We start from the raw sequence: 24,579 nt of genomic DNA, 5'->3' as shown, positions 1-24,579 counted from the left end.
TGGATGACAGGCGGATCTGATGGCTAGGCAAGCGCGCGCGGAGATTACCCGCGATTCCGTTCTGGCAGGCGCTGCCGATGTCTTTCTGCGCTTGGGATATGCGAACGCGAGCCTGAGCGAGATCATCGCGCAGTCGAACGTCACCAAGGGCGCGCTGTACTTTCATTTCGGCTCCAAGGAAGAACTGGCCCGTGCCGTCGTCGATCAGGGCAACGAGCGGCTGATCAGTTCCTGCCAGGGGTTCTTCGATTCCCGCGTGCCCGCCCTGGAGGCGTGCATCGGCATCACCTACGTCGTCGCCGACCTATCGATGAACGATCCGATGGTCGGGGCCATGCTCAAGCTGACCCACCAGATCGGCGACTACCGCGGCGCCCAGGGCGACAACATCGCCAAGACCTGGGGCGAGACGTACCGCGTCCTCTCCGAGCGCGCCATCGCCCAGGGTGACCTGGAGCCCGATCTCGACGCCGAGGTGATCGGGCTGCTCCTCCAGGAGATGACGGCCGGCGTGCACATCACCGCCGTCGGCACCGAGTCGATCGACCAGATGGCGGTCCGCATGGAGCGCGCCTGGTACTTCCTGCTGCCCGCCATCGTGCCCGCGGAGAAGCTCTCCTACTTCCGCGAGTTCGCCGCCCGCAGGCTGCGGAGATATGTGCCGTAGGGGGTAGGCACCCCGCGCCGGGGAGCTGTCACCCAGCACCGATAGACTTTTTCCATGTCTGCCCAACCCCCACCCCTGGCGGGGCTGGCCGCGGCGGCCGGCGCCGATCAGGCGCTGCGCACCGTCGCCGATCTGGTCGGGAAGTCCTCGGTCGCGCTGGTCGCCCCCGGCCCGGCGCGCCCGTTCGTCGCCACCGCGCTGGCGAACGAGGAGAGCAGGCCGCTGGTGGTGGTGACGGCGACCGGGCGCGAGGCCGACGACCTCACGGTCGAGCTCACCGAGATGCTCGGCGCGAGCGTCGCGCAGTTCCCGTCCTGGGAGACGCTGCCGCACGAGCGGCTCTCCCCCGGCGCCGACACGGTGGGCCGCAGGCTCTCGGTGCTGCGCAGGCTGGCGCACCCGGAGGACGCCGTCTCCGGCCCGCCGCTGCGCGTCGTGGTCACCACGGTGCGCTCGCTCATGCAGCCGATGGCGGCCGGGCTCGGCGATATCGAGCCGGTGGTGCTGCGGCTCGGCGCCGAGTTCGATTTCGACGAATTGCTCACCCGGCTGGTCGAATTCGCCTATTCCCGGGTGGACATGGTCGGCAAGCGCGGCGAGTTCGCGGTGCGCGGCGGCATCCTCGATCTCTTCCCGCCGACCGCCGACCACCCGGTGCGCGTCGAGTTCTGGGGCGACGAGGTGAGCGAGCTGCGCGCCTTCTCGGTCGCCGACCAGCGCTCGCTGCCGGAGATCACGGTGCAGACCGTGGTCGCCCCGCCCTGCCGGGAGCTGCTGCTCACCGAGGCGGTGCGGCTCCGCGCGGCCGAGGTGGCGATCGACAACGCCGCCGACGCGGCGCTGTCGGAGATGCTGGCCAAGCTCTCCGACGGCATCCCGGTGGAGGGCATGGAGGCGCTGCTTCCGGTGCTGCAACCGGGGGCGCTGCGGCTGCTCACCGAGGTGCTGCCGGAAGGTAGCCACATCCTGCTCTGCGACCCGGAGAAGGTGCGGACCCGCGCCGCGGACCTGGTGCGCACCGGCGCGGAGTTCCTGGAGGCGTCCTGGACCGCGGCCTCGTTCGGCGGTACCGCGCCGCTCGGCGGCCACGGCCTCGACCTCGCCGCGTCGGCCTACCGCCCGCTGCCGGTCATCCGGGAGAGCGCGGACCGCAACGGCCTGCCCTGGTGGACGCTGAGCCCGCTGGCCTCCGGCGACCCGGCCGAGGTGGAGCTGCCGATCACGGCGGGCGCCACCGCGCGCGGCTCGGACGAACTGGTCGCCCTGCTCTTCGCCTCGCTGCGCGCGCACCTCGCCACCGGCGGCAGGGCTGTCGTTGTCGTCGCCGGGCACGGCACCGCCCAGCGCGTGCTGGAGCGGCTCGCCGACGCCGAGGTGCCCGCCGCCGCACTGGATCCGGGCGCCGAGCCCGCGCCCGACGTGGTCGGCGTGCTCTGCGGCTCGCTGCACGGCGGCGTCGTCTTCGGCGGCGCCGGGCTGGTCGTGGTCGCCGAGTCCGACCTGACCGGCAATCGGGTTGCCGCCGCGGGCGAGGGCAGGCGGCTGCCCGCCAAGCGGCGCAACCAGGTCGACCCGCTGGCGCTCGTCGCGGGCGACATGGTCGTGCACGACCAGCACGGCATCGGCCGGTTCGTGGAGATGATCGAGCGCACCGTCGGCGGCGCCAGGCGCGAGTACCTGGTGATCGAGTACGCGCCGGGCAAGCGCGGCCAGCCCGGCGACCGGCTCTTCGTGCCGATGGAGTCGCTGGACCAGCTCTCCCGCTACGTCGGCGGCGAGCTGCCGAGCCTCTCCAAGCTCGGCGGCTCGGACTGGGCGAACACCAAGCGCAAGGCGCGCAAGGCCGTTCGCGAGATCGCGGGCGAGCTGGTGCAGCTCTACGCGGCGCGCCAGGCCGCGCCCGGCCACGCCTTCGGCCCGGACACCCCGTGGCAGCAGGAGATGGAGGACGCCTTCGCCTTCACCGAGACCGTCGACCAGATGACCGCCATCGCCGACGTCAAGGCGGACATGGAGAAGGCGGTCCCGATGGACCGGGTGGTCTGCGGCGACGTCGGCTACGGCAAGACCGAGATCGCGGTGCGCGCCGCCTTCAAGGCGGTGCAGGACGGCAAGCAGGTGGCGGTGCTGGTCCCGACCACGCTGCTCGCCCAGCAGCACCTGCAGACCTTCGCCGAGCGGGTCGCGGGGTTCCCGGTGAACGTCAAGGGGCTCTCCCGCTTCACCGACCCGGCCGACGCGAGGGAGGTGCTGCGCGGCATGGCCGACGGCGAGGTCGACATCGTGGTCGGCACGCACCGGCTGCTGCAGACCGGCGTCCGCTGGAAGGACCTCGGCCTGGTGGTGGTCGACGAGGAGCAGCGCTTCGGCGTCGAGCACAAGGAGCACATCAAGGCGCTGCGCACGCACGTCGACGTGCTCACCATGTCGGCGACGCCGATCCCGCGCACGCTGGAGATGAGCCTGGCCGGCATCCGCGAGATGTCCACCATCCTGACCCCGCCGGAGGAGCGCCACCCGGTGCTCACCTACGTCGGCAGCTACAACGACAAGCAGGTCACCGCCGCGATCCGGCGCGAGCTGCTCCGCGACGGCCAGGTGTTCTACGTGCACAACCGGGTCTCCTCGATCGACAAGGCCGCCAAGCACCTGCGCGACCTCGTCCCGGAGGCGCGGATCGCGATCGCGCACGGCCAGATGAACGAGGACACCCTGGAGCGCACCGTGCAGGGGTTCTGGGAGCGCGAGTTCGACGTGCTGGTCTGCACCACGATCATCGAGACCGGCCTCGACATCTCGAACGCCAACACCCTGCTCGTGGAGCGCGCCGACACCCTCGGCCTCTCCCAGCTGCACCAGCTGCGCGGCCGGGTCGGGCGCAGCAGGGACCGCGGCTACGCCTACTTCCTGTACCCGCCGGAGAAGCCGCTCACCGAGACCGCCTACGACCGGCTCGCCACCATCGCGCAGAACTCCGACCTGGGCGCGGGCATGGCGGTGGCGATGAAGGACCTGGAGATCCGCGGCGCGGGCAATGTGCTCGGCGCCGAGCAGTCCGGGCACGTCGCCGGGGTCGGCTTCGACCTGTACGTGCGGCTGGTCGGCGAGGCGGTGGAGGCGTACCGGGCCGCGGCCGACGGCAGGCCGATCACCACCGATGAGGTCAGGGAGGTCCGGGTCGACCTGCCGGTGGACGCGCACATCCCGCCGGACTACGTCGCCAGCGACCGGCTGCGCCTCGAGGCGTACCGCAAACTCGCCGCCGCGCAGGACGATGCGACGCTGGCCGGGGTGATGGAGGAGCTGGTCGACCGGTACGGGCCGCTGCCGGAGGAGGTCGGCCGGCTGATCTCGGTGGCGCGGCTGCGGCTGCTCGCGCGCGAGTACGGGGTGACCGAGATCGCGGTCACCGGCACCACGATCAAGATCGCGCCGCTGACCCTGCCCGACTCCAAGCAGCTGCGGCTCAAGCGGCTGCACCCGAGCGCGAGCTACCGCGCCGCCTCCGGCATCGTGCAGCTGCCCATCCCCCGGGTCGAGGACAGCGTCGGCGCCCAGCGCATGCGCGACGTGCAGCTGCTCCAGCTGATCGCCGACCTGCTGCTCGCGCTGGACGGCAAGGCGGCGGGCGCGGTCGACCTGCGGGTGCGCGCCGAGGCCACCGCGCGGTGACCGCCGATCTCAGCGGCGCGGTCGAGCTCATGGACCGGCTGTGGCGGTTCGGCGGGTGGGAGAGCACCCAGACGCACGATTCGCTGCGGCCGTACCTGCTGGAGGAGACCTACGAGCTGCTCGACGCCATCGGGCAGGGCGATACCGAGACGATCCGGGAGGAGCTCGGCGACCTGCTGCTGCAGGTGCTCTTCCACGCCAGGATCGCCGAGGCGGCGGGGGAGTTCACCGTCGCCGACGTGGCCGCGGTGCTGATCGCCAAGCTGGAGCACCGCAGCCCGCACCTGGCCGCGCCCGAGGCGTTCGCCGGGGTCGCCGAGCGGATCGCCGCGCAGGAGCTGGCGTGGGAGGAGCGGAAGTCGGCGGAGAAGGCGCGGCGCTCCTGCCTGGACGGGATCGCGCTCGCGCAGCCCGCGCTCGCGCTCGCCGAGAAGGTGATCTCGCGGGCCGGGCGGGCCGGGTTCCCGGACGAGCTGATCCCCGAGGAGCTGCGGGTGGTCCGGCTCGGTGGCGACGAGAGCGCCGAGGAGCGGCTGCGCAAGGCCACGCTCCGCTTCGCGGACGTCATCCGCGCCACCGAGGACGCCGCCGAACGCGCCAGGGGCGCCCGGCTGTCGCTGACCCCCGACGAGTGGCGCGCCTTCTGGCCGGTGTGAACACCCGGCCGCGCGCTGCTCGCCGCGGCGATGTTCGAGCATCGGCGTGCGCAGTCGGCCGCTCACCTGTTCGCTCTCAGCGTGACCTGGGCCTCTGTATCGGGTCGCGGTAAGGCTACTTCGCTATCCTGGCGACAACCTCGAGGCGAGGGCGGGCGGAGTCCGCCGGGAGGGACGTCGGGTCGATGCGCATCGACAGGGTCGCGGAGTATCCGCGACCGGATCACGTGTTGTTCCACTTCAGCGATACCCATCTGGTCGCCGAGGGCGACCTCTACGGCGACGTCGACGCCGAGCGGCCGCTGCGCGCGCTGCTCGCGCACGCCGAGACCACGGGCATCGTCCCCACCGCCATCGTCTTCACCGGCGACCTCACCGACCGCGGCGAGCCGGACGCCTACGCCCGGCTGCGCGCCCTGGTCGAGCCGTTCGCGGCGCGGATCGGCGCCCCGGTGATCTGGGTGGCGGGCAACCACGACGACCGGGGCGCGCTCCGCCGCGGCCTGCTCGACCGCCCCGGCTCCCCGGAGCCGCTGGACGAGGTGCACACGATCGACGGCCTCCGCGTCATCGCCCTCGACACCACGGTCCCCGGCGAGCACCACGGCGAGCTCACCGACGAGCAGCTGAGCTGGCTGCGCGACATCCTCGCCGAGCCTGCCCCCTTCGGCACCATCCTGACCATGCACCACCCGCCGGTGCCCTGCGTGCTCGACCTCGCCGTCACCGTCGAGCTACGGGACCAGCGCCGCCTGGCCGCGGTGCTGGCAGGCACCGATGTGCGCGCGATCCTCGCGGGCCACCTGCACTTCTCCACCAGCGCCACCTTCGCCGGCATTCCGGTGTCGGTCGCCTCGGCCACCTGCTACACCCAGGACCTCGCGGTCGAGCAGGGCGGGCTGCGCGGCCGGGACGGCGCGCAGGCCTTCAACTACGTACACATCTACCCGGACACCGTGGTGCACTCGGTGGTCCCGATCGACGCGGGCCCGACGGTGGGCGAGCCGGCCACCCCGGCTCAGGCGGCGGCGCGGCTGGCCGCGGCCGGGATCGTGATCCCGCCCGCGGCCCGCATCCCGCACGTCATGCGGCGCCCGGCGCGGACTCCGGAATCGGGTGGCGAGGCGGTGCGCTGACCCGCTCCCACGGTGCGGGCTCCGGGAACCAGCCGTCCAGGAACGCGGAGACCCGGCGCACCCGCTCGGCCTCGGTGACCTCGGGGAAGCTGCCGTCGTTGAGGCAGAAGAAGTCGACGTCCCTGGTGGCGCCGAGCTCGTCGAGCAGCGCGAGCCCGGACTCCGCGGTGGTGTCGACGTAGCGCATCCTGGCCGCCTCCTGCGGCACCGCGCGCCCGGTGAGCAGCGCGTAGTAGTGGTAGAGCGAGTTCGTCACCGAGATGTCGGTGGCGGCGCGGAACCGGCTCGCCGCGGTGCGCGCGAAGTCGGCGGCGAACTCGCGCTCCATCTCGTGCAGCACGCTGCGCCGCAGCGGCACCGGGGTGTGCTCCAGGTGCCGGGTGATGAGGGTGCCGAACCGCTCCGCGAGCACTTCCCGGTTCACCCGGGCCGCGTTCTCGAACCCGCTGCGCCGCTCGGTGTTGCGGCCGGGGCCGATCCTGGTGTCGGCCTCGATGAACCGGCTCACCCCGGCCGGGGTGAAGAACATGGACGGCCGCACCGGGCGGGCGAAGAACATGTCGTCGTTGGAGTACAGGAAGTGCTCGGCCAGCCCGTCGATGTGCTGTAGCTGGCTCTCCACGGCGTGCGAGTTGAAGGTCGGCAGCCCCGCGGTGTCGGCGAAGTGCGCGAGCGCGGGGACGACGGTGACCTTCGGGTGCTCGGCCAGCCAGGACGGCGGGGTGGAGTCGGTGCAGAGGAAGATCCGGCGGATCCAGGGCGCGTTCTTCGCCACCGCGCGCAGCGCGTAGCGCAGCTCGTCGATCTGCCGGATGCGGGCGTCCGCGTCGTCGCCCTCGCCGACCACGACCTGCGCGAGCAGCCCGGCGCGGCGGGCGCGGAACTCCGGGTCGGAGCCGTCCACCCAGGAGAAGACCAGGTCGATGTCGAACTCCACGTCGGTGCTCTGCGGCGCGAACATCCCGGCGAGCGTCGGCCAGACCCGATCGAAGAGCAGCACCTGGCCGAACTCCACGTCGGCGAGGTCGAAGACGGTGCGGGTGAGCGCGTTGGGGCGCGGGCAGGTGACGGTGTCGCCGTGGTAGCCCCACAGCTCCAACTCGACGTGGTGCGCCGGGTCGGCGTCCCGGCCCAGCCGGAACACCGCGGTGTCCAGCGGCTCGACCCGGAAGCCCGCGGCGCTCGCCGAGCTCACCACCCGCGCGACCATCGCGCCGTGCGCCGCGTCGGCGGCCAGGATCAGCCGGTGGCCGCGATCCCGGACCAGCACGAAAGGCACCTCGGCCGCGGCCAGTTCGGTGCGCAGGTGGATCAGATCGGCCAGCGTCGCGTCGGAGACGGCGAGGTTGCCCGCGGTGCGGTGCGCGGTGATCGGAATCGGCGTGGTGTCGGGGGACACCTCGCGGGGCAGGTCGGACGAGAAGACCATGGCGCACTCACCTCACTCGGGACGGGACGCCCTAGGCGTCGGCTTTCGTAACGTGGCCGCTGATATTCGCGCAGCCGAGCCTTGCGGGCGTGTACCCGTGAGTGGCGCGTCGAATCAGGCGACCGTTGCCGGACGGTCGTCGGCCGGTAACCAAGAAGCCCCCGCTGAGCAGGGAACTGTTCACGATGATGCAGGCGTTTCGGTGATCCGTCAATCGAGCCGCCAGCACTGTTAGGATAGCCTCACCATATTTCCAGGTGAGAAGGAGTGCAGCTCGTGCGGATCGTGATCCTGTTCGGGTCGGAGATGGGGACGGCCGAGTCGGCGGCCGAGGTGATCGCGGGCGAGCTGGCCGCGCACGACGTCTCGCTCTTCGACATGGGCGAGTTCGATGTCGACGATCTGGATCCCGGCGCGCTGCACGTCATGGTCTGCTCCACCTACGGTGACGGCGAACTGCCAACCAACGCCGAGCCTTTCGCGGCTGCGCTGGACAGCGCGCAGCCGGCGCTGGACGGGCTGCGCTTCGCCGTCTTCGGGCTCGGCGACAGCGTCTACGGCCCCACCTTCAACCGCGGCGGCGAAATCATCGCCGAGAAGCTGAGCGCGCGCGGGGCTGTCCAGCTCGGCGAGCACGCGCGGCACGACGCCTCCACCGGGGTGCGGGTGCGGGAGCTGGCCGCGGCGTGGGCCCGGGACCTGCGCGCGCTGCCGAGTTTCGAACTCGCCACGGCCTGAACGCATCTGCCCGGCGGGATCGCACCGGGCGCCAGCGGCGAGCTCGGCCGTGGACTTAAACTGCAGGGGAAGCGCGGGAACAGCCCACCGCGCCGCAGCGATTCCCACGAGGTGACGAAAATGGCAGCAGGAGCGAGCCTGACCGAGCACGACCACACCGCCGACGAGCATCCGGAACTCGAAGCCCTGCCCGTCTGGCCGACCGAGACCATCGCGGTACTGGTGACGACCGACCCGTCCCCGCACGCCATCCCGGTCTCCTGGCCGGTGCGCGCGGGCGACCGGCGCATTCTGATCAGCCTGAAATTCGACCGGGGTTCGCTGGCGCGGCTGCGCGAGCAGCCGCAGGTCGCGCTGCTCATCCTCGGCGGCGGCGATGTCGCGCTCTGCGCGCGCGGCACGGCGACGGTGCTCGCCGACGGGATGCCGGGCGCGAGCGACTATGTTCCGGTACAGATCGATGTCGACACCATCGACGACCATCGGCAGTCGGCGTTCACGGTCGCGCAGGGCATCCAGCGCACGGTGCTCGACGAGGCCGAACTCGACGCGCTGCGCGGCCGGGTGGCCACGCTGCGCGAATGGGCGGAGCAGAACCCGAACACGGAAGGATGACATGAGCGTCACGCTGGCCAAAGGCGGCAACGTCTCGCTGTCCAAGCAGGCACCGAACCTGACGAAGGTCTCGGTCGGCCTCGGCTGGGACGTCCGGACCACCACCGGCGCCGACTACGACCTGGACGCGAGCGCGCTCGCGACCGGGCCGAACCTGAAGGTGCTCTCGGACCTGCACTTCATCTTCTACAACAACCTGCGCTCGCCCGAGGGCACCATCGAGCACACCGGTGACAACCTCACCGGCGAGGGCGACGGCGACGACGAGACGATCAACGTGGACCTCGCGGCGACGCCGCCGAGCATCACCAATATCTTCTTCCCGGTCTCGATCCACGACGCCGACGCCCGCGCGCAGTCCTTCGGCCAGATCCGCAACGCCTACATCCGCGTCACGGACGCCGTGACCGGTGCCGAGCTGGCGCGCTACGACCTCTCCGAGGATGCCTCCACCGAGACCGCCATGGTCTTCGGCGAGCTGTACCGGAACAACGCGGAGTGGAAGTTCCGCGCCATCGGCCAGGGGTACGCCTCGGGTCTCGCGGGCATCGCCCGCGACTACGGCGTGCAGGTTTAGCGGCGAGCGGGTTCGTGCCCCGGCACGAACCCGCTCAGTTGTTGCCCGCTGCCAGGCCCAGGGGCGGGGTGTGCGCGTGCAGGGAGACCGTTTCGCGTTCGCGCTGGTCGAGCAGGGCCAGGTAGCGGTGCAGCATGAGCCCGGCGGTGGCCGCGAGCCCCGCGGTGAGGCCCCACCAGATGCCCGCCGCGCCGAGGCCGAGCGGGAAGGCGAGCAGGAGGGCGGCGGGGAGCCCGACGCACCAGTAGCCGACCAGCGAGAGCCGGAACCCGGCCGAGGTCTCCTTGAGCCCGCGCAGCAGCCCGGTGCCGATGTTCTGCGCGGCGTCGAAGAACTGCAGCACGATGCCGATGAGCAGCAGCGTGTGCGCCAGCGCGACGGCCGACTCGTCGCCGGTGTCGATGAACGGGGCGAGCACCAGGTCGGGGGCGAAGACGTAGCCGAGCCCGGTCACCACCGCGACCAGCGCGGCGCCCTGCAGCGCCAGCCGCGCCTGGGTGCGCGCCCGGTCGAACTCGTCCCTGGCCGCCGCGTGGCTGACCAGGATCGAGGCGCCGTGCGAGATGCCGATGGCGACCTGGAACACGATGTAGATGATCTGGTAGACGACATTGTGCGCGGCCAGCGCGGCGGGCCCGATGGTGCCCATGGCCAGCGCGAGCACCGAGAACATCCCCGCCTCGGAGCCGTAGGTGAGCGCGATCGGCAAGCCGAGCTTCAGCTCGGCCCGCACCGTGCGCGCCCGCACCGGCCACGGCCTGCGCGGCAGCGCACCGGCGAGCCTCGGATCCCGCCGCACCAGCACGCCGAAGGCGAGGAACATGGCGAGGAAGACCAGCGAGGTGGCGACGCCGATCCCGGTCAGCCCGAGCGCGGGCAGCCCGAGCCAGCCGTGCGCGAGCGGAAGCGCGAGCCCGAGGTTCAGCGCCACCGAGCCGAGCGTCACCAGCAGCAGCGCCTGCGGCCGCCGCATGCCGACGGTGTACTGCCGCAGCACCTGGAACCACAGGCAGGGCAGCAGCCCGGGCGCCAGCGCGACCATGAACGGCCGCGCCGCCGCGAGCACATCGGCGTCCTGCCCGAGCCACTGCAGCGAGTAGCCGAGCCCGACCAGCACCGCGCCGCCGAGCAGCCCGGCGACGGTGGCGATCAGGAAGCTGCCGCGCACGATGTCGCGCACCTCGGCGTCGGCGGAGTCGCCGCGCTTGCCCGCGGCGCTGACCGCGCCCGCGATCCGGTTGCCGCTCGCGGTGATCAGCCCGACGCACATGGTGCGGATCTGGTTGAAGAGCACCAGCGCGAGCCCGCCCGCCGCCACCGCGCCGACCCCGAGCGAGCCCATGAGCGCGATGTTCGTGGTGGAGACCGCGATCTGGGCCAGCTGGGTGGTGGCGATCGGGGTGGCGAGCGCGGCCAGCTGCCCCGCGTCCGATCTGCGCATCCGGTCGATCATCGCGCCGCCACCAGGTTCGCGCCCGCGAGCGCGGGTGACCAGCGGTCGAGCAGGGCGCCGACCGCGTGCTCGGCGCCGGGGTCGAGCAGGTCGCGCTCGGCCATCCAGGCGTCGTCGAAGACGGTGTCCAGGTACTTCTCGCCGCCGTCGCAGACCAGCGTCACCACCGTCGAGCCGGGCGGGAACTGCTCCAGCCGGACCAGCGCGGCGTGCACCGAGCCGCCCGCCGAGCCGCCGATCAGCAGCCCCAGCTTCGCGGCGACGGCGCGCGCGGTGGCGAAGGCGTCGGTGTCGGTGACCTTCACGCCCTCGTCCAGCAGCGCGTAGTCGACCGCGGTGCCGATGCTGGCGCCGGGCGGGGTGCCGGTGCCGGACTGCCAGTACGGCCCGCCCTCGCCGCCGAAGGCGATCGAACCCTCCGGCTCCACGCCGACCACGTACGGCACGTGGCCGAGCTGCCGCAGCCGGGTCGCGGTGCCGAAGAGCGAGCCGCCGGTGCCGACGGCGGAGAGCAGGATGTCGACCCGCTCGACGTCGGCGAGCAGCTCGTCGGCGACGGGGTAGTAGCCGACCGCGTTGGCGTCGTTGTTGTGCTGCTCGGTGAAGTAGGCGCCGCCCTCGGCGGCCGCCATCGCCTCGGCGAGGTCCTCTCGCGCCGAGGTGGCGAGGCTGTCGTCGCCGGCGTCGGCGACATACACCAGTTCCGCTCCCATGGCTCGCATCGCGCGCAGTTTGTCCTTACAGGCGTGGTGGTCGACGACCGCGGTGAAGCGGTACCCACGTTCGGCGGCGACTACCGCGAGGCCGAGCCCGGTATTGCCGGACGTGGACTCGATGATATGCCCGCCAACTCCCAGCAAACCACGCCGCTCGGCGTCGAGCACCATCTCCCGCGCCATCCGGATCTTGGCCGTTCCGGTCGGGTTGAAGGTCTCCAGCTTGAGTAGCAGCCTGGTGCCGGTCGCGGTGCGGGCGAGCTCGAACAGCGGGGTACGGCCGATCAGGTCCGTCACGCGCGTGACGAGCGGCATGGGGTTGTCTCCTCTTCGATCTCAGGCGGGCGATCTCAGGCGGGCGCCGCGTCGAGGCGCCAGCGCAGCGCCGCCCCGTGCTCGGTGAGCACGATCTTCGGCGGCACGGGAAGGTCGTGGAAGCCGGACTCGTTCGAATCCATCTGGTATCCGGCGGTGTTCGGGTAGATCAGCAGGTCGCCGGGCTCGGCCCGGCGGGGCAGCGGCACCCGGCGGCGGCTGAGCATGTCGGAGTCGAGGCAGGTGGCCGCGCCGACGCTGGTCGGGGTGCGGACGCCGGGTCGCGGCGGCCACAGCACCGGGTCCGGCAGGTATTCGCTGTCGAACCACTGCTCGGAGAGGCTCAGGCTGGTGCCGTCGACGGTGAGCAGGTCGTAGGGCTCGCCACCGGCCAGCCGCGTCTTGCGGCCCTGTACCCGGAACACCGTACAGCCGGCGCGGTCGAGCAGGGCCCGGCCCGGCTCGACGGCGAGCACGGTGTCGGTGGCGACGAGCCGCTCGGCCAGCCCGCGGTGCCGCAGGATCGCGGTGAGCATGGCCGCGCCCGGCACCGGGAAGTGGTAGGGGTAGTAGGAGCCGGGCTCGGTATCGCCGTGGAACCAGTGCGGCCCGGCCGCCGCGGTGAACTCGGCCCACGCCTCGGCGGGGACGTAATCCACCCCGAAGCCGCCGCCGATGGAGAGCGTGCGGGCCGGGTGCCCGCTCGCCGCCGCGCTCGCCAGCCGATCCAGCAACTCGTGCGCGAACTCCGCGCGCTGCGCGGCGTCGTAACCGGAGAGGTGGAAGCTCAGCCCCTCCAAGCGGACCCGGCCCGCGAGCCGGTCCAGCCGGGCGTGCGCCTCCTCCAGCTCGGCATCGGTGAGCCCGAACCGGCTGGTCGAGCCCGTGGGCAGGGCGCGCAGCAGGATGCGCGGCGGCGGCGCGCCGTCGGTGGCCGTCGGCAGCCGGTCCAGTTCGTCCAGCGCGTCGACCGCGATCAGCGCGCCGTGCCTGGCGGCCAGCCAGAGCAGCTCGTCCGGCTTGGCCGGGCCGGTGACGACGAGCTCGCCGCCGCGCACGCCCTGCGCCAGCGCGCCGACCAGCTCGCCGGTGCTTGCCACGTCGATCCCGGCGCCTGCCCGCGCGCAGGCCCGCGCCACGCAGGCCGCCTTGTTCGCCTTCTTGCCGTAGTAGATCGCGCCGGTGACGCCCGCGGCCTCGAAGGCCGCCCTGAACTCGCGCACCGCGCGCACCACCCGGTCGGGGAAGAGCACGTGGAAGGGGCCGCCGACGATATTCGCGAGCTCGCCGAGGAGCGCGGGATCGGCCAGCAGCCGCTGCTCCCACCGGTCGCGGTGGGCGGGCAGCGGCGCGGCGGCGATCCCGGTCAGTCCCACAGCGGCACCTCGACGCCGCGGCCGTCCGCGATCGCGCGCTCGGCCAGCGCGTGCGCCACCGCGACATCGGTGAGCACCAGCCCGCTGTTGTAGACGAAGATCTTCTCCTCGTCGTTGCGCCTGGCGACCGCGCGCCTGCTCAGGATGCGCGGCAGCTCCGCGTCCACGGCGCGCAGCACGCCGTCCGGGCCCGCCATGTCGGTGCCGGTGAGCGCCATCTGCTCGGCGCTGGTGGCGATCACCCGGTCCGCCCGCTCCAGCGCCGACGGCGCGAGCCCGTACCCGACCAGCACCGCGGTCGACCCCGGCGCCAGATCGTCGGCCTCCAGCGCGACCTCGGTGCCCGGCCCCGCGGTCGCGAGCACCACGTCCGCCCCGCTCGCGGCCGCCACCGGATCCTCGACCATCTCGAGCAGCGCGTGCGGCTGGTGCACCGCCAGGTTCTCCCTGACCGCGGCCAGCCCCTCCGGGTGCGTGCCGTAGACCATGAGCTTGCGCAGCTGCGGATTCGCCGCGAGCAGGTGTGGCAGCGCGTTGCGGCCCTGGGTGCCGGTGCCGATCAGCAGCACGCTCTCCGCGCCGCGGCGGATCGTCTCGCGGACCAGCAGCGCCGAGACCGCCGGGGTGCGCAGCGCGCCGACCCTGGCGCAGTCCATCATGGCGATCGGCGCGCCGGTGGTGTCGTCGTAGAGCGTGATCGTGGTGTAGTACCGCTTGGTGCTGCGGTCGTGGCCGGGATCGAACTTGTACGAGGTCTTCATGGCGACCACCCGGCGCCTGCCGTCCCGGCCGAGCATGGCGTAGGCGACCGACCAGCCGTCCGGGTTGGCGACGCTGAGCTTGCGCGGGTTGTCCGATTCGCCCGCGGCCAGCGCGAGGTACGCCTCCTCCACGGCGCGCACCACGTCGGCGGGGGTGATCGGCACGTCGGCCAGATCGCTACGGCTCAGCACACGCAGGGGCGTGCTCCGGTCACGGTTGCTCATCGCTTCCTCGATCATCGGAGGTGTCCCGTTCTGTCACCGCGCGAAACGGGGCAACGATCTGCTGCCCGTATCCATTCTCACGGTTCTCGGCGGCGCGCCTGCGCCGCTCGGGAAGACGAATGTTGACGCGTTTGAGCCACCGGTCGGTGCCGTCGTAGCGCGCGGTGAACGGCACCCGGCCGTGCACCGCCACGTCGTTGTCCACCAGCAGCAGCTCGCCGGGGACGAGCGCGGCCACCCGGCAGACCCGCTCCAGCTCCGCGCTCAGCCGGGCGTAGGCGCGGCGGAACTCGGCACCGGCGTCGTCCAGCGGGGTGTAGGCCGGGTCGTAGCGGGTGGTGAGTCCGGTTGCGGCGGCGGCGGATTCGATATCGCCCTCGTACCAGAGCGTCGGCAGCGCGGGAGCGGTGGCGCGGTCGTGCGCGGCGCCGTAGGAGACGTCGGGCAGGATCGGCAGCACCGGCTCCGCCAGCACGCGGCGCTCGGCGGCGGTGAGCTCGACCTGCCGCACCGAGGAGACGGTGGTGCCGACCATGTCGTGGTTGCGCAGGCAGCCGAGCATGAGCAGGTGCGCGCGCTCGGGGTGGAAGGCGTCCTCGGTGTGCGGGGCGAGCAGCGTGCTGCTGCTCGCGCCGGATTGCTCGTGCTCGTGCCCGGCGGCCGGGACGATGTTGTTCACCAGCCGCCCGCCCTGCTGGCCCCGCCAGCCGAACGGCTCGCCCGCCGCGGCGGCGAGCAGCAGCATGGCGATATCCAGGCGCAGCGAGGCCGCGGTGGGCGCGGCGGCGCCGCCCCGCCCGGCGGCTTCGCGCCAATTCGCCGGTGTGCGGCCGATTTCCGTCTCGCGCACCGGCAGCCCGGTGACGATGGTCGCGCCCGCGGAGGTGCTCGGCGGGCGCACCGCGGCCGCGATCGAGCCGGGTAGCCCCGGGGCGTAGCGCCGGACCGCCGCGACCACCCGCGGATCGGTCAGCGTCTCGGCGGCGACCCGGTCGCCGTCCAGGCCGAGTGTGACACAGATCGCATCGGCGGCGGCACGGATCGCGGCGCCGGCGGCAGGTTCGATCTCGCGTCGTTCTATGGGCTGTGGGTGAAACGTCCGACGTTCGGAGAGAACGCTTTTCACCGAGTGGGGTCCCTTCTTCGGATCGAGCCGGAGGCAGCGGAGACGATTCGAGTCCGAAGGTAGTTGGTCGGCATTGGGTTAAGCAAGGCTTGCCTAATTTGCAAGAACACACATAGCGGTACGACATGACCAGAACGGCCGCCGACGATACCCGTTCCGCAACTTCCGGGCGACTCCCGGCCGCGGCGAGTCGCACACGCGCCCGGTCGCCCGGGTGTGCCGAGATCACATCGCCATTAGGCTAGCCTGGCCTTGCCGGTGCGTCGCGCCCAGGATGCCTGTGACGCATCGGGTTACGCGACGGCGCGGGCCGACCGGCGACCCGAGGGAAGACGGCATGACGCGGTGGAATCGGCGGCAGGTCCTGGACTCGGGGGCGGCGTTGAGCCTCGCTTACCGCGATCACGGCGATGGCAATTCCAGGGGCGAAGACCGCCACGGATTCGCCACGACGCCGGAACCGTTGTCCCGGTGGCGGCAACGCCCGCCGCGGCGGCGGCGAATACGCGGCACCAGCAGGACGCCGAGGACGGCGGGCACCAGGATGGTCAGGTGCGCGGCGTCGCCGTACTGGCCGGTGACGGCCGGAAGCTGTTCGGCCCGAGCGACTTCGATATCCAGCCGGGTACGCGCTCGCCGGCCCCTGCGGCCGCCGGACGGCTGTCGCCCATGTCGCCCAGGCCCCCGGTTCGGCGCTGAGCCCGCTGCTCCGGGTCCGCACCCTGCTCGGCGAGGTCGCGGCCGACCGCGCGCGCATCCCGAGACGCTGCGTGCCGAGATCGCCGCGCTCGTCCAGCGGGTCGCCGTTCTGCTCTCCGGCCCGACCTCCGCCCTCCACGCCACCCCGCAAACCCCCTCACCCGCACCCTGCTGGGCTGAGCAGCGCGAACGGCGTAATCTGCCGTCCGGATCGATATTCATCCCGGCGGGGGCGAGCCGGTAAAATCGAGGGGGAGTGATGTGGAGGTGATCCGATGGCCGAGCGACCAGCCGACGAGCGCACGCGCCGCGCACGCGTTATTCGCGCTGCCCGGACGACCAGCAAGCTGGAAGGTGCCCGGAGTACGGACGCGACGCGGGCCGATCAGGACGCGTACGTCCGCGGGGAGATCGACATCGCCCAGCTGGGCGCCCGGGTGCGCGCCCGCTACAACCTGGACTGATAGGCGAACACGGCCCCGTGTCCGGCGGTGAGGCACGTCCGCCGTGGGACACCGGCGATGTCGAAGCGAACTGGACGGGATACTTCCTGCCCGGCACCGAGGTGCTGCGGAATCGAGTCGGAGCCACGACCAGGGATGAACTCGCCGATGCGGAGAACGATCTCGTCGAAATCCGCGTCGCCGAGTTGCGCGAAGCGCCGGAGCTCGTCGAGCGACCTACGACCTCACCCACCTCCGAACGGTGCACGGGTTCCTGTTCCAGGACGTCTACGAATGGGCCGGAGACCTGCGGACCGTCGGTCTCGAGAAGGGCGGCGAGTCCTTCTGCGCCCCCCTCGGCGCGGGTCGGGCGATAGCGCATATCGCCGATCGGATCAGGGAACTCGACCGGCTGCGCGCCGTCCGCGATCGCGACGCCCCCGGCGTCATCGCCTACATGTACGACTACGTGAACTTCGCGCACCCGTTCCGCGAGGGCAACGGCCGCGCGCAGCGAGAGTTCTTCGACCAGTTGGTTTCTGAGGCCGGCCGCGGCCTCGCCTGGGATCTGATCGACAAGACCGAGCTGCACACCGCATGCCACGCGGCCCGCGCGGAGGGCGACCTCACCCTGCTCGAGCGCATGTTCGCCACCATCCTCGACGCGCGGCCCGCTTACCTCTACGAGTAGAACATCGGCACTTAGCTGGGTATTCGCGTACTCCCGGCACAATGGACCGGGTGGTGTGGAAAAGAGCGGGCGCGGCGACGCTGATCCTGGCGACCCTGGTGCTCGCCGGGTGCGGGTTCGGGCCGGAGCGGGAACCGCTGCCGGAGGGGATTCCACCAGGGCCGGGAACTCCGCTGCCGGTGATCGATGTGCACGCCCCGGGGCGGGCGGCACTGCAGCTCAGGGGCTGGGCGGAGGAGCAGGCGGAGCGGATGGCGATCCCGGTGCAGGCGCTGGAGGCGTACGGGTACGCGGCGGCGGTGATGACGAACTCCCGCCCGGACTGCGGCGTCGCCTGGACCACGCTGGCGGGAATAGCGAGCGTGGAGAGCAAGCACGGCACGTACCGCGGCTCGCAGGTGGGGGAGGACGGCGTGATCCGCCCGCCGATCATCGGCATCCCGCTGGACGGCGGGCCCGGCATCGCCCGGATCGCCGACACCGACCGCGGCGCCCTCGACGGCGACCGCGAGTTCGACCGCGCGGTCGGCCCGCTGCAGTTCATCCCGGAGACCTGGAAGCGCTGGGGCGCCGACGCCAACGGCGACAACGTCGTCGACCCGCAGAACATCGACGACGCCGCGCTCACCGCGGCCCGCTACCTCTGCGCCAGCGGCGGCGACCTCACCTCCGAGCTGGGCTGGCAACGCGCGCTGATGACCTACAACCAGTCCAACAGCTACCTGCTCACCGTGCGCGACCGCGCCGCCGCGTACAGCATCGGCCGCCGGGTGTAATCGCGTCGGAGTGCCGGTTATCGGCCGGGCCGTCGGAAGGATAGGCTCGCAGCGCACGGGTCCGTCTCGTGTGATCATGCCTGTCAGCTGCCGAAGGAGTTCGTTTTCGTGGCCATCATCGAACAGGTCGGAGCTCGCGAGATCCTGGATTCTCGCGGTAACCCCACCGTCGAGGTCGAGATCGCCCTCGACGACGGCACCCTGACCAGGGCGGCCGTGCCGTCCGGCGCCTCCACCGGCGAGCACGAGGCGGTGGAGCTGCGCGACGGCGGCGAGCGCTACCTCGGCAAGGGCGTCCAGAAGGCCGTCGAGGGCGTGCTCGACGAGATCGCCCCGGCCGTGATCGGGCTGGACGCGGTCGAGCAGCGCACCGTCGACCAGGTGCTGCTGGATCTGGACGGCACCCCGGACAAGTCCCGGCTGGGCGCGAACGCCCTGCTCGGCGTCTCGCTGGCGGTGGCGCGGGCGGCCGCGGAGTCCTCCGGGCTCGAGCTCTTCCGCTACCTGGGCGGCCCGAACGCGCACGTGCTCCCGGTGCCGATGATGAACATCCTGAACGGCGGCGCGCACGCCGACACCGGCGTCGACGTGCAGGAGTTCATGGTCGCCCCGCTCGGCGCGCCCACCTTCAAGGAGGCGCTGCGCTGGGGCACCGAGGTGTACCACGCGCTCAAGTCGGTGCTGAAGAGCAAGGGGCTGGCAACCGGGCTCGGCGACGAGGGCGGCTTCGCCCCGGATGTCGCGGGCACCCGCGAGGCGCTCGACCTGATCGCCACCGCCATCGGCAAGACCGGGCTCACCCTCGGCCGTGACGTGGCGCTCGCGCTCGACGTCGCCGCCACCGAGTTCTACAACACGAGCACCGGCTACACCTTCGAGGGCACCGCGCGCAGCGCGGACGAGATGGCGCAGTTCTACGCCGAGCTGCTCACCGCCTACCCGCTGGTCTCCATCGAGGACCCGCTCTCCGAGGACGACTGGGACGGCTGGGTCGCGCTCACCGACCTGATCGGCGACAAGGTGCAGATCGTCGGCGACGACCTCTTCGTCACCAACCCGGAGCGGCTGGAGGAGGGCATCGTCAAGGGCGCCGCCAACGCGCTGCTGGTCAAGGTGAACCAGATCGGCACCCTGACCGAGACCCTGGACGCGGTCGAGCTGGCGCACCGCAACGGCTACAAGACCATGATGAGCCACCGCTCCGGCGAGACCGAGGACACCACCATCGCCGATCTCGCGGTCGCGGTGGGCAGCGGCCAGATCAAGACCGGTGCCCCGGCGCGCAGCGAGCGGGTCGCCAAGTACAACCAGCTGCTGCGGATCGAGGACGCGCTGGGCGATTCCGCCAGGTACGCGGGCGACGTCGCGTTCCCGCGTTTCGCCTTCGAGGGCTGACGGAGCGGTGATCGGCGGTAAGGGATGACGGAGCGGCGGACCCGCGGCGCCGGCCCCGGTGGCCGGGGCGATCGGCGCACGTCGCGGTCCGCCCGCTCCCGTCCCGCCGCCGATCACGCCGCCGCGAGCCGGGCGCCGCGCAGGCGCGCGGAATCGGAGAAGAAGCGCGAGCGGAAGCTCGGTGAGGGCGGCCGCCGCTCCCGCCGCGCCGACCGGCCGGAGCGCACCTTCCTCGGCCTCTCCACCGGCCGGGCGGTGATCCTGGCCATGGTGGTCTTCGGGCTCGGGCTCACCCTCGCGGTGCCGATGCGCACCTACTTCTCCCAGCGCGCCGAGGCCGCGCAGCTCGCCGAGGATCGGCAGCTGCTCGAGGCCGACGTCGCGGAGCTGCGCGATCGTCGTGTGCAGCAACAGGATCCGGCCTACATCCGCGCCGAGGCCAGGGATCGGCTGCGGCTCGTCCTGCCCGGCGAGACCCCCTACATCGTGCAGGTGCCCGGCATCGAGGCGCCGCCGGTCGCCGCCGCGCCGACCCGCTCGCGCGAACCCGACCCCTGGTACACCGACCTGTGGCGCACCCTCGACCAGCCGCCCCCCACCCCGGAAGGACCCCGGTGACCGCCCCCACCCAGCACGACCTGGAGATCGTCGCCCGGCAGCTGGGCCGGGAGCCCCGCGGGGTGCTCGGCATCGCCTACCGCACCCCGGACGGGCTGCCCGCGGTCGTGCGCACCGCCCCCAAGCTCCCGGACGGCACCCCCTTCCCGACGCTCTACTACCTGACCGACCCCCGGCTCACCGCCGAGGCGAGCAGGCAGGAGTCGGCGGGTGTCATGCGCGAGATGACCGAGCGGCTCACCACCGACCCCGCGCTGGCCGCCGCCTACCGCGCCGCGCACGAGAGCTACCTCGCCGAGCGCGACGAGATCGAGCCGCTCGGCACCGATTTCACCGGCGGCGGCATGCCGGACCGGGTCAAGTGCCTGCACGTGCTGATCGCGCACGCGCTGGCCAAGGGGCCCGGCGTGAACCCGCTGGGCGACGAGTCGGTGGCGCTCGCCGCCGAGCACGGGCTGCGCGGCACCGCGGTCCCCGCCGACTGGCCCGAGTACCGGGCACTGCGAGAGGAGAACGAGGCATGAGCAACCGGGTAGCGGCCGTCGACTGCGGCACCAACTCCATCCGCCTGCTGATCGCCGACGTGCAGCCGGACGGCACCCTCGCCGACGTGCACCGCGAGATGCGGATCGTCCGGCTCGGCCAGGGCGTCGACGCCACCGGGGCCTTCGCACCCGAGGCGATCGAACGCACGAGGGTCGCGCTGGCCGACTACGCCGCCACCATGCGGGAGGCGAAGGTCGACAGGGTGCGCATGGTCGCCACCTCGGCCACCCGCGACGCCTCGAATCGCGAGGATTTCTTCGGTATGGCCCGCGAGCTGCTCGGCACCGTCGTGTCCGGCGCCGAGGCCGAGGTCATCACCGGTGACGAGGAGGCCAGGCTGTCGTTCTCCGGCGCCATCGGCGAGCTCGCCGCCGACGAGGCGCCGTACGTGGTGGTCGACCTGGGCGGCGGCTCCACCGAGCTCGTCTTCGGCGACGCCGACGGGGTGCGCGCCGCCTTCTCCGCCGATATCGGCTGCGTGCGGATCACCGAGCGGAGCATGCCGGGGAACCCGCCCACTCCCGACCAGCTCGCCGCTGCCCGTGAGTTCGCCGCCGAGCGGCTCGCCGCCGCCTTCGCCGCGGTGCCGGTGGAAGAGGCGCGGACCTGGGTCGGAGTCGCCGGGACCATGACCACCATCGCCGCGGTCGCGCTGGAACTTCCCGAGTACGACGCGTCGAAGGTGCACCTGAGCAGGCTCTCGCTGGAGCAGGTGCACGCGGTGTCGGATCGGCTCACGTCGCTCGATCACGATCAGCGTGCCGCGCTCGGCCCGGTGCACCCGGGGCGGGTTGATGTGATCGGTGGCGGTGCGCTCATCGTCCGGGTGCTCGCCGACGAGCTGGCCCGCCGGGCGGGGATCTCCGAGCTCGTGGTCAGTGAGCACGACATCCTCGACGGGATCGCGCTCTCCATCGCCTGACCCGTGCTGCGCTACCTGGAGGCCGTCCGGCACGGCCAGACGCCGATCAACGCCGCCGGTCCCGCCGCGGCACGGCCCTACCTGCCGGACTCGGAGGTATTCCTGACCGAGCTCGGGGAGCGGCAGGCCCGCGACCTCGGCCGCCGCTTCGCCGCCCTTCCGCCCGATGAACTCCCGGACCTGGTGCTCTGCTCCCCGTACCCGCGCGCCCGCCGCACCTGGGAGATCGCCGCCGCGGAGCTGCGCTCACCCCCGGAGTTCCGCGTCGACGACCGCCTGCACGACCGCGACCGCGGGCAATTTCGCGTGATGTCGCAAGCGCGGGCCCGGCTCCTGCACCCCGAAGAAGCTGCCGCCGAGGACCGCGACCCGCTCGGCTACCGCCCGCCCGGGGGCGAATCCTTCCGCGACGTAGCCGACCGGGTCGGTGCCGTCGTCACCGAGTTGCTCGAGCCAGGCCCGGAGCGGGTGCTGATCATCGCGCACGACGCTGTAGTCCTCATGCTCCGCCAGGTCCTGGAGCAGCTTCCCGACCCGGAGATCCTCGCCCTCGCCGACCACGGCCTCGCGGGCAACGGCTCCGTCACTTCGTGGCAGCGCGCCGCCGGCGCGAACTTCCGCCTGCTCGCCTACGATGTCCGCACCCATCTGACCAGCTGAAACCTCCCTGGTTTCGACCTGATCATGGGAGGTATTCGCGGCTCGTGCGCCTCCTCCGACTCCCGGGCGTTTACCGCCCGCAAGCCGATACCTGGTTGCTGGCCCGGGCCCTCGCCGATGCCGCCCTGCCCCGGAACCCCCGCGTGGTCGACATCTGTACCGGAACCGGTGCCCTGGCCGTCACGGCCGCCCGCGCCGGAGCCGCCGAGGTCACGGCCGTCGACATCTCCCGCCGAGCCATCTCCACCGCCTGGCTCAACAGCCGGGTCCGCGGCCTCCCCGTCGAACTCCTCCGCGGCGACTTCCGCGAGGTGCTGCGCGACCGCACCTTCGACGTAGTCCTCTCCAACCCGCCCTACGTCCCCTGCGCCGACCCCGAGCCGGCCCGTGGACTCGACCGGGCCTGGGACGCAGGGTCCGACGGCCGCTCGGTCCTGGACGACCTCTGCGCGACGCTGCCCACCCTGCTCGCCCCCAACGGCGTCGCGCTGCTCGTTCACTCCGAACTCTCCGACGAGCAGCGCACCCTGCGCATGCTCCGGGAATCCGGCCTCAAGGCGTCCACCGTCGCCCGCTCGCTCACCTCCTTCGGCCCGGTCATGCGCGGCCGCGCGGACTGGCTGGAGGATGCCGGGCTCATCGCGCCCGGGCAGCGGGTGGAAGAGCTGGTGGTGATCCGTGCCGACCGCATCGAACAGTGAGCCGGAGCGACGGCGGGTCACCCTGGAACAGGGTGGTCCGGCGCTGATCGAGGGGCCGGTGGAGATCGTCGGCGAGGACGGGGTGGTCGTGAAGTCCGACCGCTTCCTGGTCGCGCTCTGCCGCTGCAAACGCAGCGACATCTATCCCCTCTGCGATACCAGCCACCGCCGCCGCGCCCGCCGCGCCGAGGACTGACCCGCTACAGGCCGAGCGAACGCACCAGGTCGAGCAGCTCGATGCGGAAGAGCTTGCCCGGATTCCGCGACTGCGGACGCAGGTGTCCGTACACCTCCAGCGCGATCGGGCCGTGCATCCGGCCCCACATGCGCAGCGCGAGCGCCAGTGCGGCCGGGGGCAGGCCGGGATAGCCGGTGCGCACGTGCTCGGCGAGCTCCGGATCGAAATCCGACCAGGTCGAATCGCCCTGCGCCTGCGTCCCCTTCGCGCGCGGCCAGGCCGCGGCGGCCAGGCCGACCAGCCCGTCGCAGGCGCGCAGCTCGGCGGCGCGGGCCGGGCCACCGGGCGGCGGGCGGTACCCCGCGACCGGGTCCCCGTAGATCAGCCGGAACCCGGCCGGATGCGCCACCGCCCAGCCGCGCACTGCCTCGCCCCAGGCCACGATGCGCCCGCCCGGATCATCCGCGGGCACCGCATCGCGCGCGGCTTCGAGCAGAATCACCAGTTCGGTGTAGACGTCGGAGATGAGGGTGCTGATCAGGTCGTCGCGGGTGGCGAAGTAGCCGTAGAGCGCGCCCGCGGTCATTCCCATCTCCCGGGCGATGGCGCGCAGGGTGATCGCGTCCGGCCCGCCTTCGGTGAGCAGCCGGAGCGCGATGCCCTTGATCTCCGCCACCGTCTCCGCGCGCAGCCGTTCCCGGCGGTTCCTCACTTCGGCCACGGTTGACACCCTACAGCGTGTGGATACTATAACCCGTGTACTTACTGAACGGCGTGTAGTGGCGAGGAGTGGTGACGGTGCGGATCGGAGTTTTCGGAGCCAGCGGGGTGATCGGCAGCCGGGTGGTCAGGGAGGCCGAGCGGCGCGACCACGAGGTGACGGCGATCGCGCGGGACGCGGCGCGGCTCCCGGACGATCTCGGGGCTCGGCGGGTGGTCGCGGACTGGCTGGACGCGGACGGCATCGCCGCCGCGATCGCCGAGCTGGACGTGGTGATCAGCGCGGTGAACGTCGGGCACGGCATCGCCGACACCATCGCGCACGCCGACGATTTCGTGGCCGGTGCGCACGCGATGGTGGCGGCGCTGCACCGGCACCCCGGTGTGCGCCTGGTCGTGGTCGGCGGTGGAGGCAGTCTGGAGGTGGCACCCGGACTCCAACTCGTCGATACCGGAGCGGCTTTCACCGAGGTGCTGACCGAACGGCTCGGGGTGCCCGCCGAGTACCGCGCGGTGGTTCTGGCGCTGCGCGAGGCGCTGGACGTCTACCGGCGGTCGAATCGGAACTGGACGTACCTGAGCCCCTCGTCCGGATTGGTCGAGCCGGGCGAGCGCACCGGCCGATACCGGGTGGGCGGTGACCAGTTGCTGTCCGGGGACGCCGACATCTCGGCGGAGGATCTGGCAGTGGCGCTGCTCGACGAGGTGGAGGGGGCGCGGTTCGTACAGCGCCGATTCACGGTCGCCGCCGCCTGATGCGTCGAGACG

At 72.3% G+C, this 24,579-nt stretch carries 25 protein-coding genes and 1 pseudogene; 19 read left to right on the top strand and 7 right to left on the bottom strand.

The window, feature by feature from the left end:
- The first annotated feature begins 19 nt into the window (after positions 1–19).
- From LTT61_RS14220 to LTT61_RS14205, 4 genes are all read left to right on the top strand, one after another.
- Positions 20–667 (top strand): TetR/AcrR family transcriptional regulator, encoded by a 648-nt coding sequence (locus tag LTT61_RS14220; RefSeq protein ID WP_233020433.1) that lies wholly within the window; start codon positions 20–22, stop codon positions 665–667.
- A gap of 54 nt (positions 668–721) precedes the next feature.
- A complete protein-coding gene (gene mfd, locus LTT61_RS14215) occupies positions 722–4,339 on the top strand; it encodes a transcription-repair coupling factor (RefSeq protein WP_233020432.1) in 3,618 nt (1,205 codons plus the stop codon).
- 29 nt (positions 4,340–4,368) lie between these two features.
- Positions 4,369–4,995, top strand: a complete 627-nt coding sequence (locus tag LTT61_RS14210; protein ID WP_233021010.1) for a MazG family protein — start codon at positions 4,369–4,371, stop codon at positions 4,993–4,995.
- 185 nt (positions 4,996–5,180) lie between these two features.
- The gene (locus LTT61_RS14205) at positions 5,181–6,131 is read left to right on the top strand and encodes a phosphodiesterase (RefSeq protein WP_233020431.1); all 951 of its coding nucleotides are present in this window, start codon (positions 5,181–5,183) and stop codon (positions 6,129–6,131) included.
- Here the strand turns inward: LTT61_RS14205 and LTT61_RS14200 are convergent.
- Positions 6,079–7,560, bottom strand: coding sequence for a stealth family protein (locus LTT61_RS14200; protein WP_233020430.1), 1,482 nt, complete (start codon positions 7,558–7,560; stop codon positions 6,079–6,081). The two genes, LTT61_RS14205 and LTT61_RS14200, sit on opposite strands and share 53 nt — an antisense overlap.
- A 276-nt stretch (positions 7,561–7,836) precedes the next feature.
- On the opposite strand from LTT61_RS14200, the gene LTT61_RS14195 reads away from it, so the two are divergent.
- The 3 genes from LTT61_RS14195 (at position 7,837) to LTT61_RS14185 (ending at position 9,490) form a co-directional block, all read left to right on the top strand.
- Entirely contained in the window at positions 7,837–8,298 is a 462-nt protein-coding gene (locus LTT61_RS14195) for a flavodoxin domain-containing protein (protein WP_233020429.1), read from the top strand.
- A 120-nt stretch (positions 8,299–8,418) separates the two neighbouring features.
- Positions 8,419–8,913: a pyridoxamine 5'-phosphate oxidase family protein gene (locus LTT61_RS14190; protein WP_233020428.1), complete on the top strand. Its 495-nt coding sequence runs from the start codon at positions 8,419–8,421 to the stop codon at positions 8,911–8,913.
- A 1-nt stretch (position 8,914) separates the two neighbouring features.
- Positions 8,915–9,490, top strand: a complete 576-nt coding sequence (locus LTT61_RS14185) for a TerD family protein (protein WP_233020427.1) — start codon at positions 8,915–8,917, stop codon at positions 9,488–9,490.
- 34 nt (positions 9,491–9,524) lie between these two features.
- On the opposite strand, the gene LTT61_RS14180 is transcribed toward LTT61_RS14185, so the two are convergent.
- From LTT61_RS14180 to LTT61_RS14160, 5 genes are read right to left on the bottom strand one after another with little or no spacing between them, the layout of a single operon-like run.
- A complete protein-coding gene (locus LTT61_RS14180) occupies positions 9,525–10,931 on the bottom strand; it encodes an MATE family efflux transporter (protein WP_233020426.1) in 1,407 nt (468 codons plus the stop codon).
- An 8-nt stretch (positions 10,932–10,939) separates the two neighbouring features.
- Positions 10,940–11,974 carry a PLP-dependent cysteine synthase family protein gene (locus LTT61_RS14175; protein ID WP_233020425.1) on the bottom strand — a complete coding sequence of 345 codons (1,035 nt, stop codon included), beginning with the start codon at positions 11,972–11,974 and terminating at the stop codon, positions 10,940–10,942.
- Positions 11,975–12,009: 35 nt separating this feature from the next.
- Positions 12,010–13,350 carry an alanine racemase gene (locus LTT61_RS14170; protein WP_233020424.1) on the bottom strand — a complete coding sequence of 447 codons (1,341 nt, stop codon included), beginning with the start codon at positions 13,348–13,350 and terminating at the stop codon, positions 12,010–12,012.
- Positions 13,341–14,336 carry an ornithine cyclodeaminase family protein gene (locus tag LTT61_RS14165; protein ID WP_420094788.1) on the bottom strand — a complete coding sequence of 332 codons (996 nt, stop codon included), beginning with the start codon at positions 14,334–14,336 and terminating at the stop codon, positions 13,341–13,343. The genes LTT61_RS14170 and LTT61_RS14165 overlap by 10 nt, the downstream gene beginning before the upstream one ends.
- Positions 14,323–15,462 carry a TauD/TfdA family dioxygenase gene (locus LTT61_RS14160; protein WP_233020422.1) on the bottom strand — a complete coding sequence of 380 codons (1,140 nt, stop codon included), beginning with the start codon at positions 15,460–15,462 and terminating at the stop codon, positions 14,323–14,325. The genes LTT61_RS14165 and LTT61_RS14160 overlap by 14 nt, the downstream gene beginning before the upstream one ends.
- Before the next feature lie 471 nt (positions 15,463–15,933).
- On the opposite strand from LTT61_RS14160, the gene LTT61_RS14155 reads away from it, so the two are divergent.
- The 11 genes and pseudogenes from LTT61_RS14155 to LTT61_RS14105 all read left to right on the top strand — a co-directional run bounded on the left by LTT61_RS14155 (position 15,934) and on the right by LTT61_RS14105 (position 23,109).
- Positions 15,934–16,161 carry a hypothetical protein gene (locus tag LTT61_RS14155; protein ID WP_233020421.1) on the top strand — a complete coding sequence of 76 codons (228 nt, stop codon included), beginning with the start codon at positions 15,934–15,936 and terminating at the stop codon, positions 16,159–16,161.
- A 275-nt stretch (positions 16,162–16,436) separates the two neighbouring features.
- Entirely contained in the window at positions 16,437–16,625 is a 189-nt protein-coding gene (locus LTT61_RS14150) for a hypothetical protein (protein WP_233020420.1), read from the top strand.
- A 17-nt stretch (positions 16,626–16,642) separates the two neighbouring features.
- A pseudogene (locus LTT61_RS14145) lies at positions 16,643–17,295 on the top strand (Fic/DOC family protein).
- A 41-nt stretch (positions 17,296–17,336) separates the two neighbouring features.
- Positions 17,337–18,071, top strand: a complete 735-nt coding sequence (locus LTT61_RS14140) for a lytic transglycosylase domain-containing protein (protein WP_233020419.1) — start codon at positions 17,337–17,339, stop codon at positions 18,069–18,071.
- Positions 18,072–18,179: 108 nt separating this feature from the next.
- Positions 18,180–19,466, top strand: coding sequence for a phosphopyruvate hydratase (eno, locus tag LTT61_RS14135; protein WP_233020418.1), 1,287 nt, complete (start codon positions 18,180–18,182; stop codon positions 19,464–19,466).
- Positions 19,467–19,490: 24 nt separating this feature from the next.
- Positions 19,491–20,084 carry an FtsB family cell division protein gene (locus tag LTT61_RS14130; RefSeq protein ID WP_233020417.1) on the top strand — a complete coding sequence of 198 codons (594 nt, stop codon included), beginning with the start codon at positions 19,491–19,493 and terminating at the stop codon, positions 20,082–20,084.
- Entirely contained in the window at positions 20,081–20,608 is a 528-nt protein-coding gene (locus LTT61_RS14125; RefSeq protein WP_233020416.1) for a DUF501 domain-containing protein, read from the top strand. Before LTT61_RS14130 ends, LTT61_RS14125 begins: the two co-directional genes overlap by 4 nt.
- Positions 20,605–21,552, top strand: coding sequence for a Ppx/GppA phosphatase family protein (locus tag LTT61_RS14120; protein WP_233020415.1), 948 nt, complete (start codon positions 20,605–20,607; stop codon positions 21,550–21,552). Before LTT61_RS14125 ends, LTT61_RS14120 begins: the two co-directional genes overlap by 4 nt.
- 3 nt (positions 21,553–21,555) lie before the next feature.
- Entirely contained in the window at positions 21,556–22,212 is a 657-nt protein-coding gene (locus tag LTT61_RS14115; RefSeq protein WP_233020414.1) for a histidine phosphatase family protein, read from the top strand.
- Positions 22,213–22,256: 44 nt separating this feature from the next.
- The gene (locus LTT61_RS14110) at positions 22,257–22,913 is read left to right on the top strand and encodes a HemK2/MTQ2 family protein methyltransferase (protein ID WP_233020413.1); all 657 of its coding nucleotides are present in this window, start codon (positions 22,257–22,259) and stop codon (positions 22,911–22,913) included.
- A complete protein-coding gene (locus LTT61_RS14105; protein WP_233020412.1) occupies positions 22,891–23,109 on the top strand; it encodes a CDGSH iron-sulfur domain-containing protein in 219 nt (72 codons plus the stop codon). Before LTT61_RS14110 ends, LTT61_RS14105 begins: the two co-directional genes overlap by 23 nt.
- Positions 23,110–23,113: 4 nt before the next feature.
- Here LTT61_RS14105 and LTT61_RS14100 read toward each other — a convergent pair whose 3' ends face one another.
- Positions 23,114–23,812, bottom strand: a complete 699-nt coding sequence (locus tag LTT61_RS14100; protein ID WP_233020411.1) for a TetR/AcrR family transcriptional regulator — start codon at positions 23,810–23,812, stop codon at positions 23,114–23,116.
- A 77-nt stretch (positions 23,813–23,889) separates the two neighbouring features.
- Between LTT61_RS14100 and LTT61_RS14095 the strand changes: the two genes are divergently transcribed.
- Positions 23,890–24,567, top strand: coding sequence for an NAD(P)-dependent oxidoreductase (locus tag LTT61_RS14095; RefSeq protein WP_233020410.1), 678 nt, complete (start codon positions 23,890–23,892; stop codon positions 24,565–24,567).
- The last annotated feature ends 12 nt before the right edge of the window (positions 24,568–24,579 follow it).

Origin of the sequence: Nocardia asteroides (assembly GCF_021183625.1) — a bacterium.
Lineage (GTDB): Bacteria > Actinomycetota > Actinomycetes > Mycobacteriales > Mycobacteriaceae > Nocardia > Nocardia asteroides_A.
Note: the sequence above shows the minus strand (reverse complement) of the source record. Positions and strands in the feature narration are given on the sequence as shown.

What these genes read in the sequence shown, in the direction of transcription:
- LTT61_RS14165 (WP_420094788.1), bottom strand. Translation starts at nt 14,336, where the DNA reads ATGAGCAACCGTGACCGGAGCACGCCCCTGCGTGTGCTGAGCCGTAGC.
- LTT61_RS14120 (WP_233020415.1), top strand. Translation starts at nt 20,605, where the DNA reads ATGAGCAACCGGGTAGCGGCCGTCGACTGCGGCACCAACTCCATCCGC.
- LTT61_RS14175 (WP_233020425.1), bottom strand. Translation starts at nt 11,974, where the DNA reads ATGCCGCTCGTCACGCGCGTGACGGACCTGATCGGCCGTACCCCGCTG.
- LTT61_RS14140 (WP_233020419.1), top strand. Translation starts at nt 17,337, where the DNA reads ATGGACCGGGTGGTGTGGAAAAGAGCGGGCGCGGCGACGCTGATCCTG.
- LTT61_RS14130 (WP_233020417.1), top strand. Translation starts at nt 19,491, where the DNA reads ATGACGGAGCGGCGGACCCGCGGCGCCGGCCCCGGTGGCCGGGGCGAT.
- LTT61_RS14190 (WP_233020428.1), top strand. Translation starts at nt 8,419, where the DNA reads ATGGCAGCAGGAGCGAGCCTGACCGAGCACGACCACACCGCCGACGAG.
- LTT61_RS14210 (WP_233021010.1), top strand. Translation starts at nt 4,369, where the DNA reads ATGGACCGGCTGTGGCGGTTCGGCGGGTGGGAGAGCACCCAGACGCAC.
- LTT61_RS14180 (WP_233020426.1), bottom strand. Translation starts at nt 10,931, where the DNA reads ATGCGCAGATCGGACGCGGGGCAGCTGGCCGCGCTCGCCACCCCGATC.
- LTT61_RS14150 (WP_233020420.1), top strand. Translation starts at nt 16,437, where the DNA reads ATGGCCGAGCGACCAGCCGACGAGCGCACGCGCCGCGCACGCGTTATT.
- LTT61_RS14200 (WP_233020430.1), bottom strand. Translation starts at nt 7,560, where the DNA reads ATGGTCTTCTCGTCCGACCTGCCCCGCGAGGTGTCCCCCGACACCACG.
- LTT61_RS14185 (WP_233020427.1), top strand. Translation starts at nt 8,915, where the DNA reads ATGAGCGTCACGCTGGCCAAAGGCGGCAACGTCTCGCTGTCCAAGCAG.
- mfd (WP_233020432.1), top strand. Translation starts at nt 722, where the DNA reads ATGTCTGCCCAACCCCCACCCCTGGCGGGGCTGGCCGCGGCGGCCGGC.
- LTT61_RS14205 (WP_233020431.1), top strand. Translation starts at nt 5,181, where the DNA reads ATGCGCATCGACAGGGTCGCGGAGTATCCGCGACCGGATCACGTGTTG.
- LTT61_RS14220 (WP_233020433.1), top strand. Translation starts at nt 20, where the DNA reads ATGGCTAGGCAAGCGCGCGCGGAGATTACCCGCGATTCCGTTCTGGCA.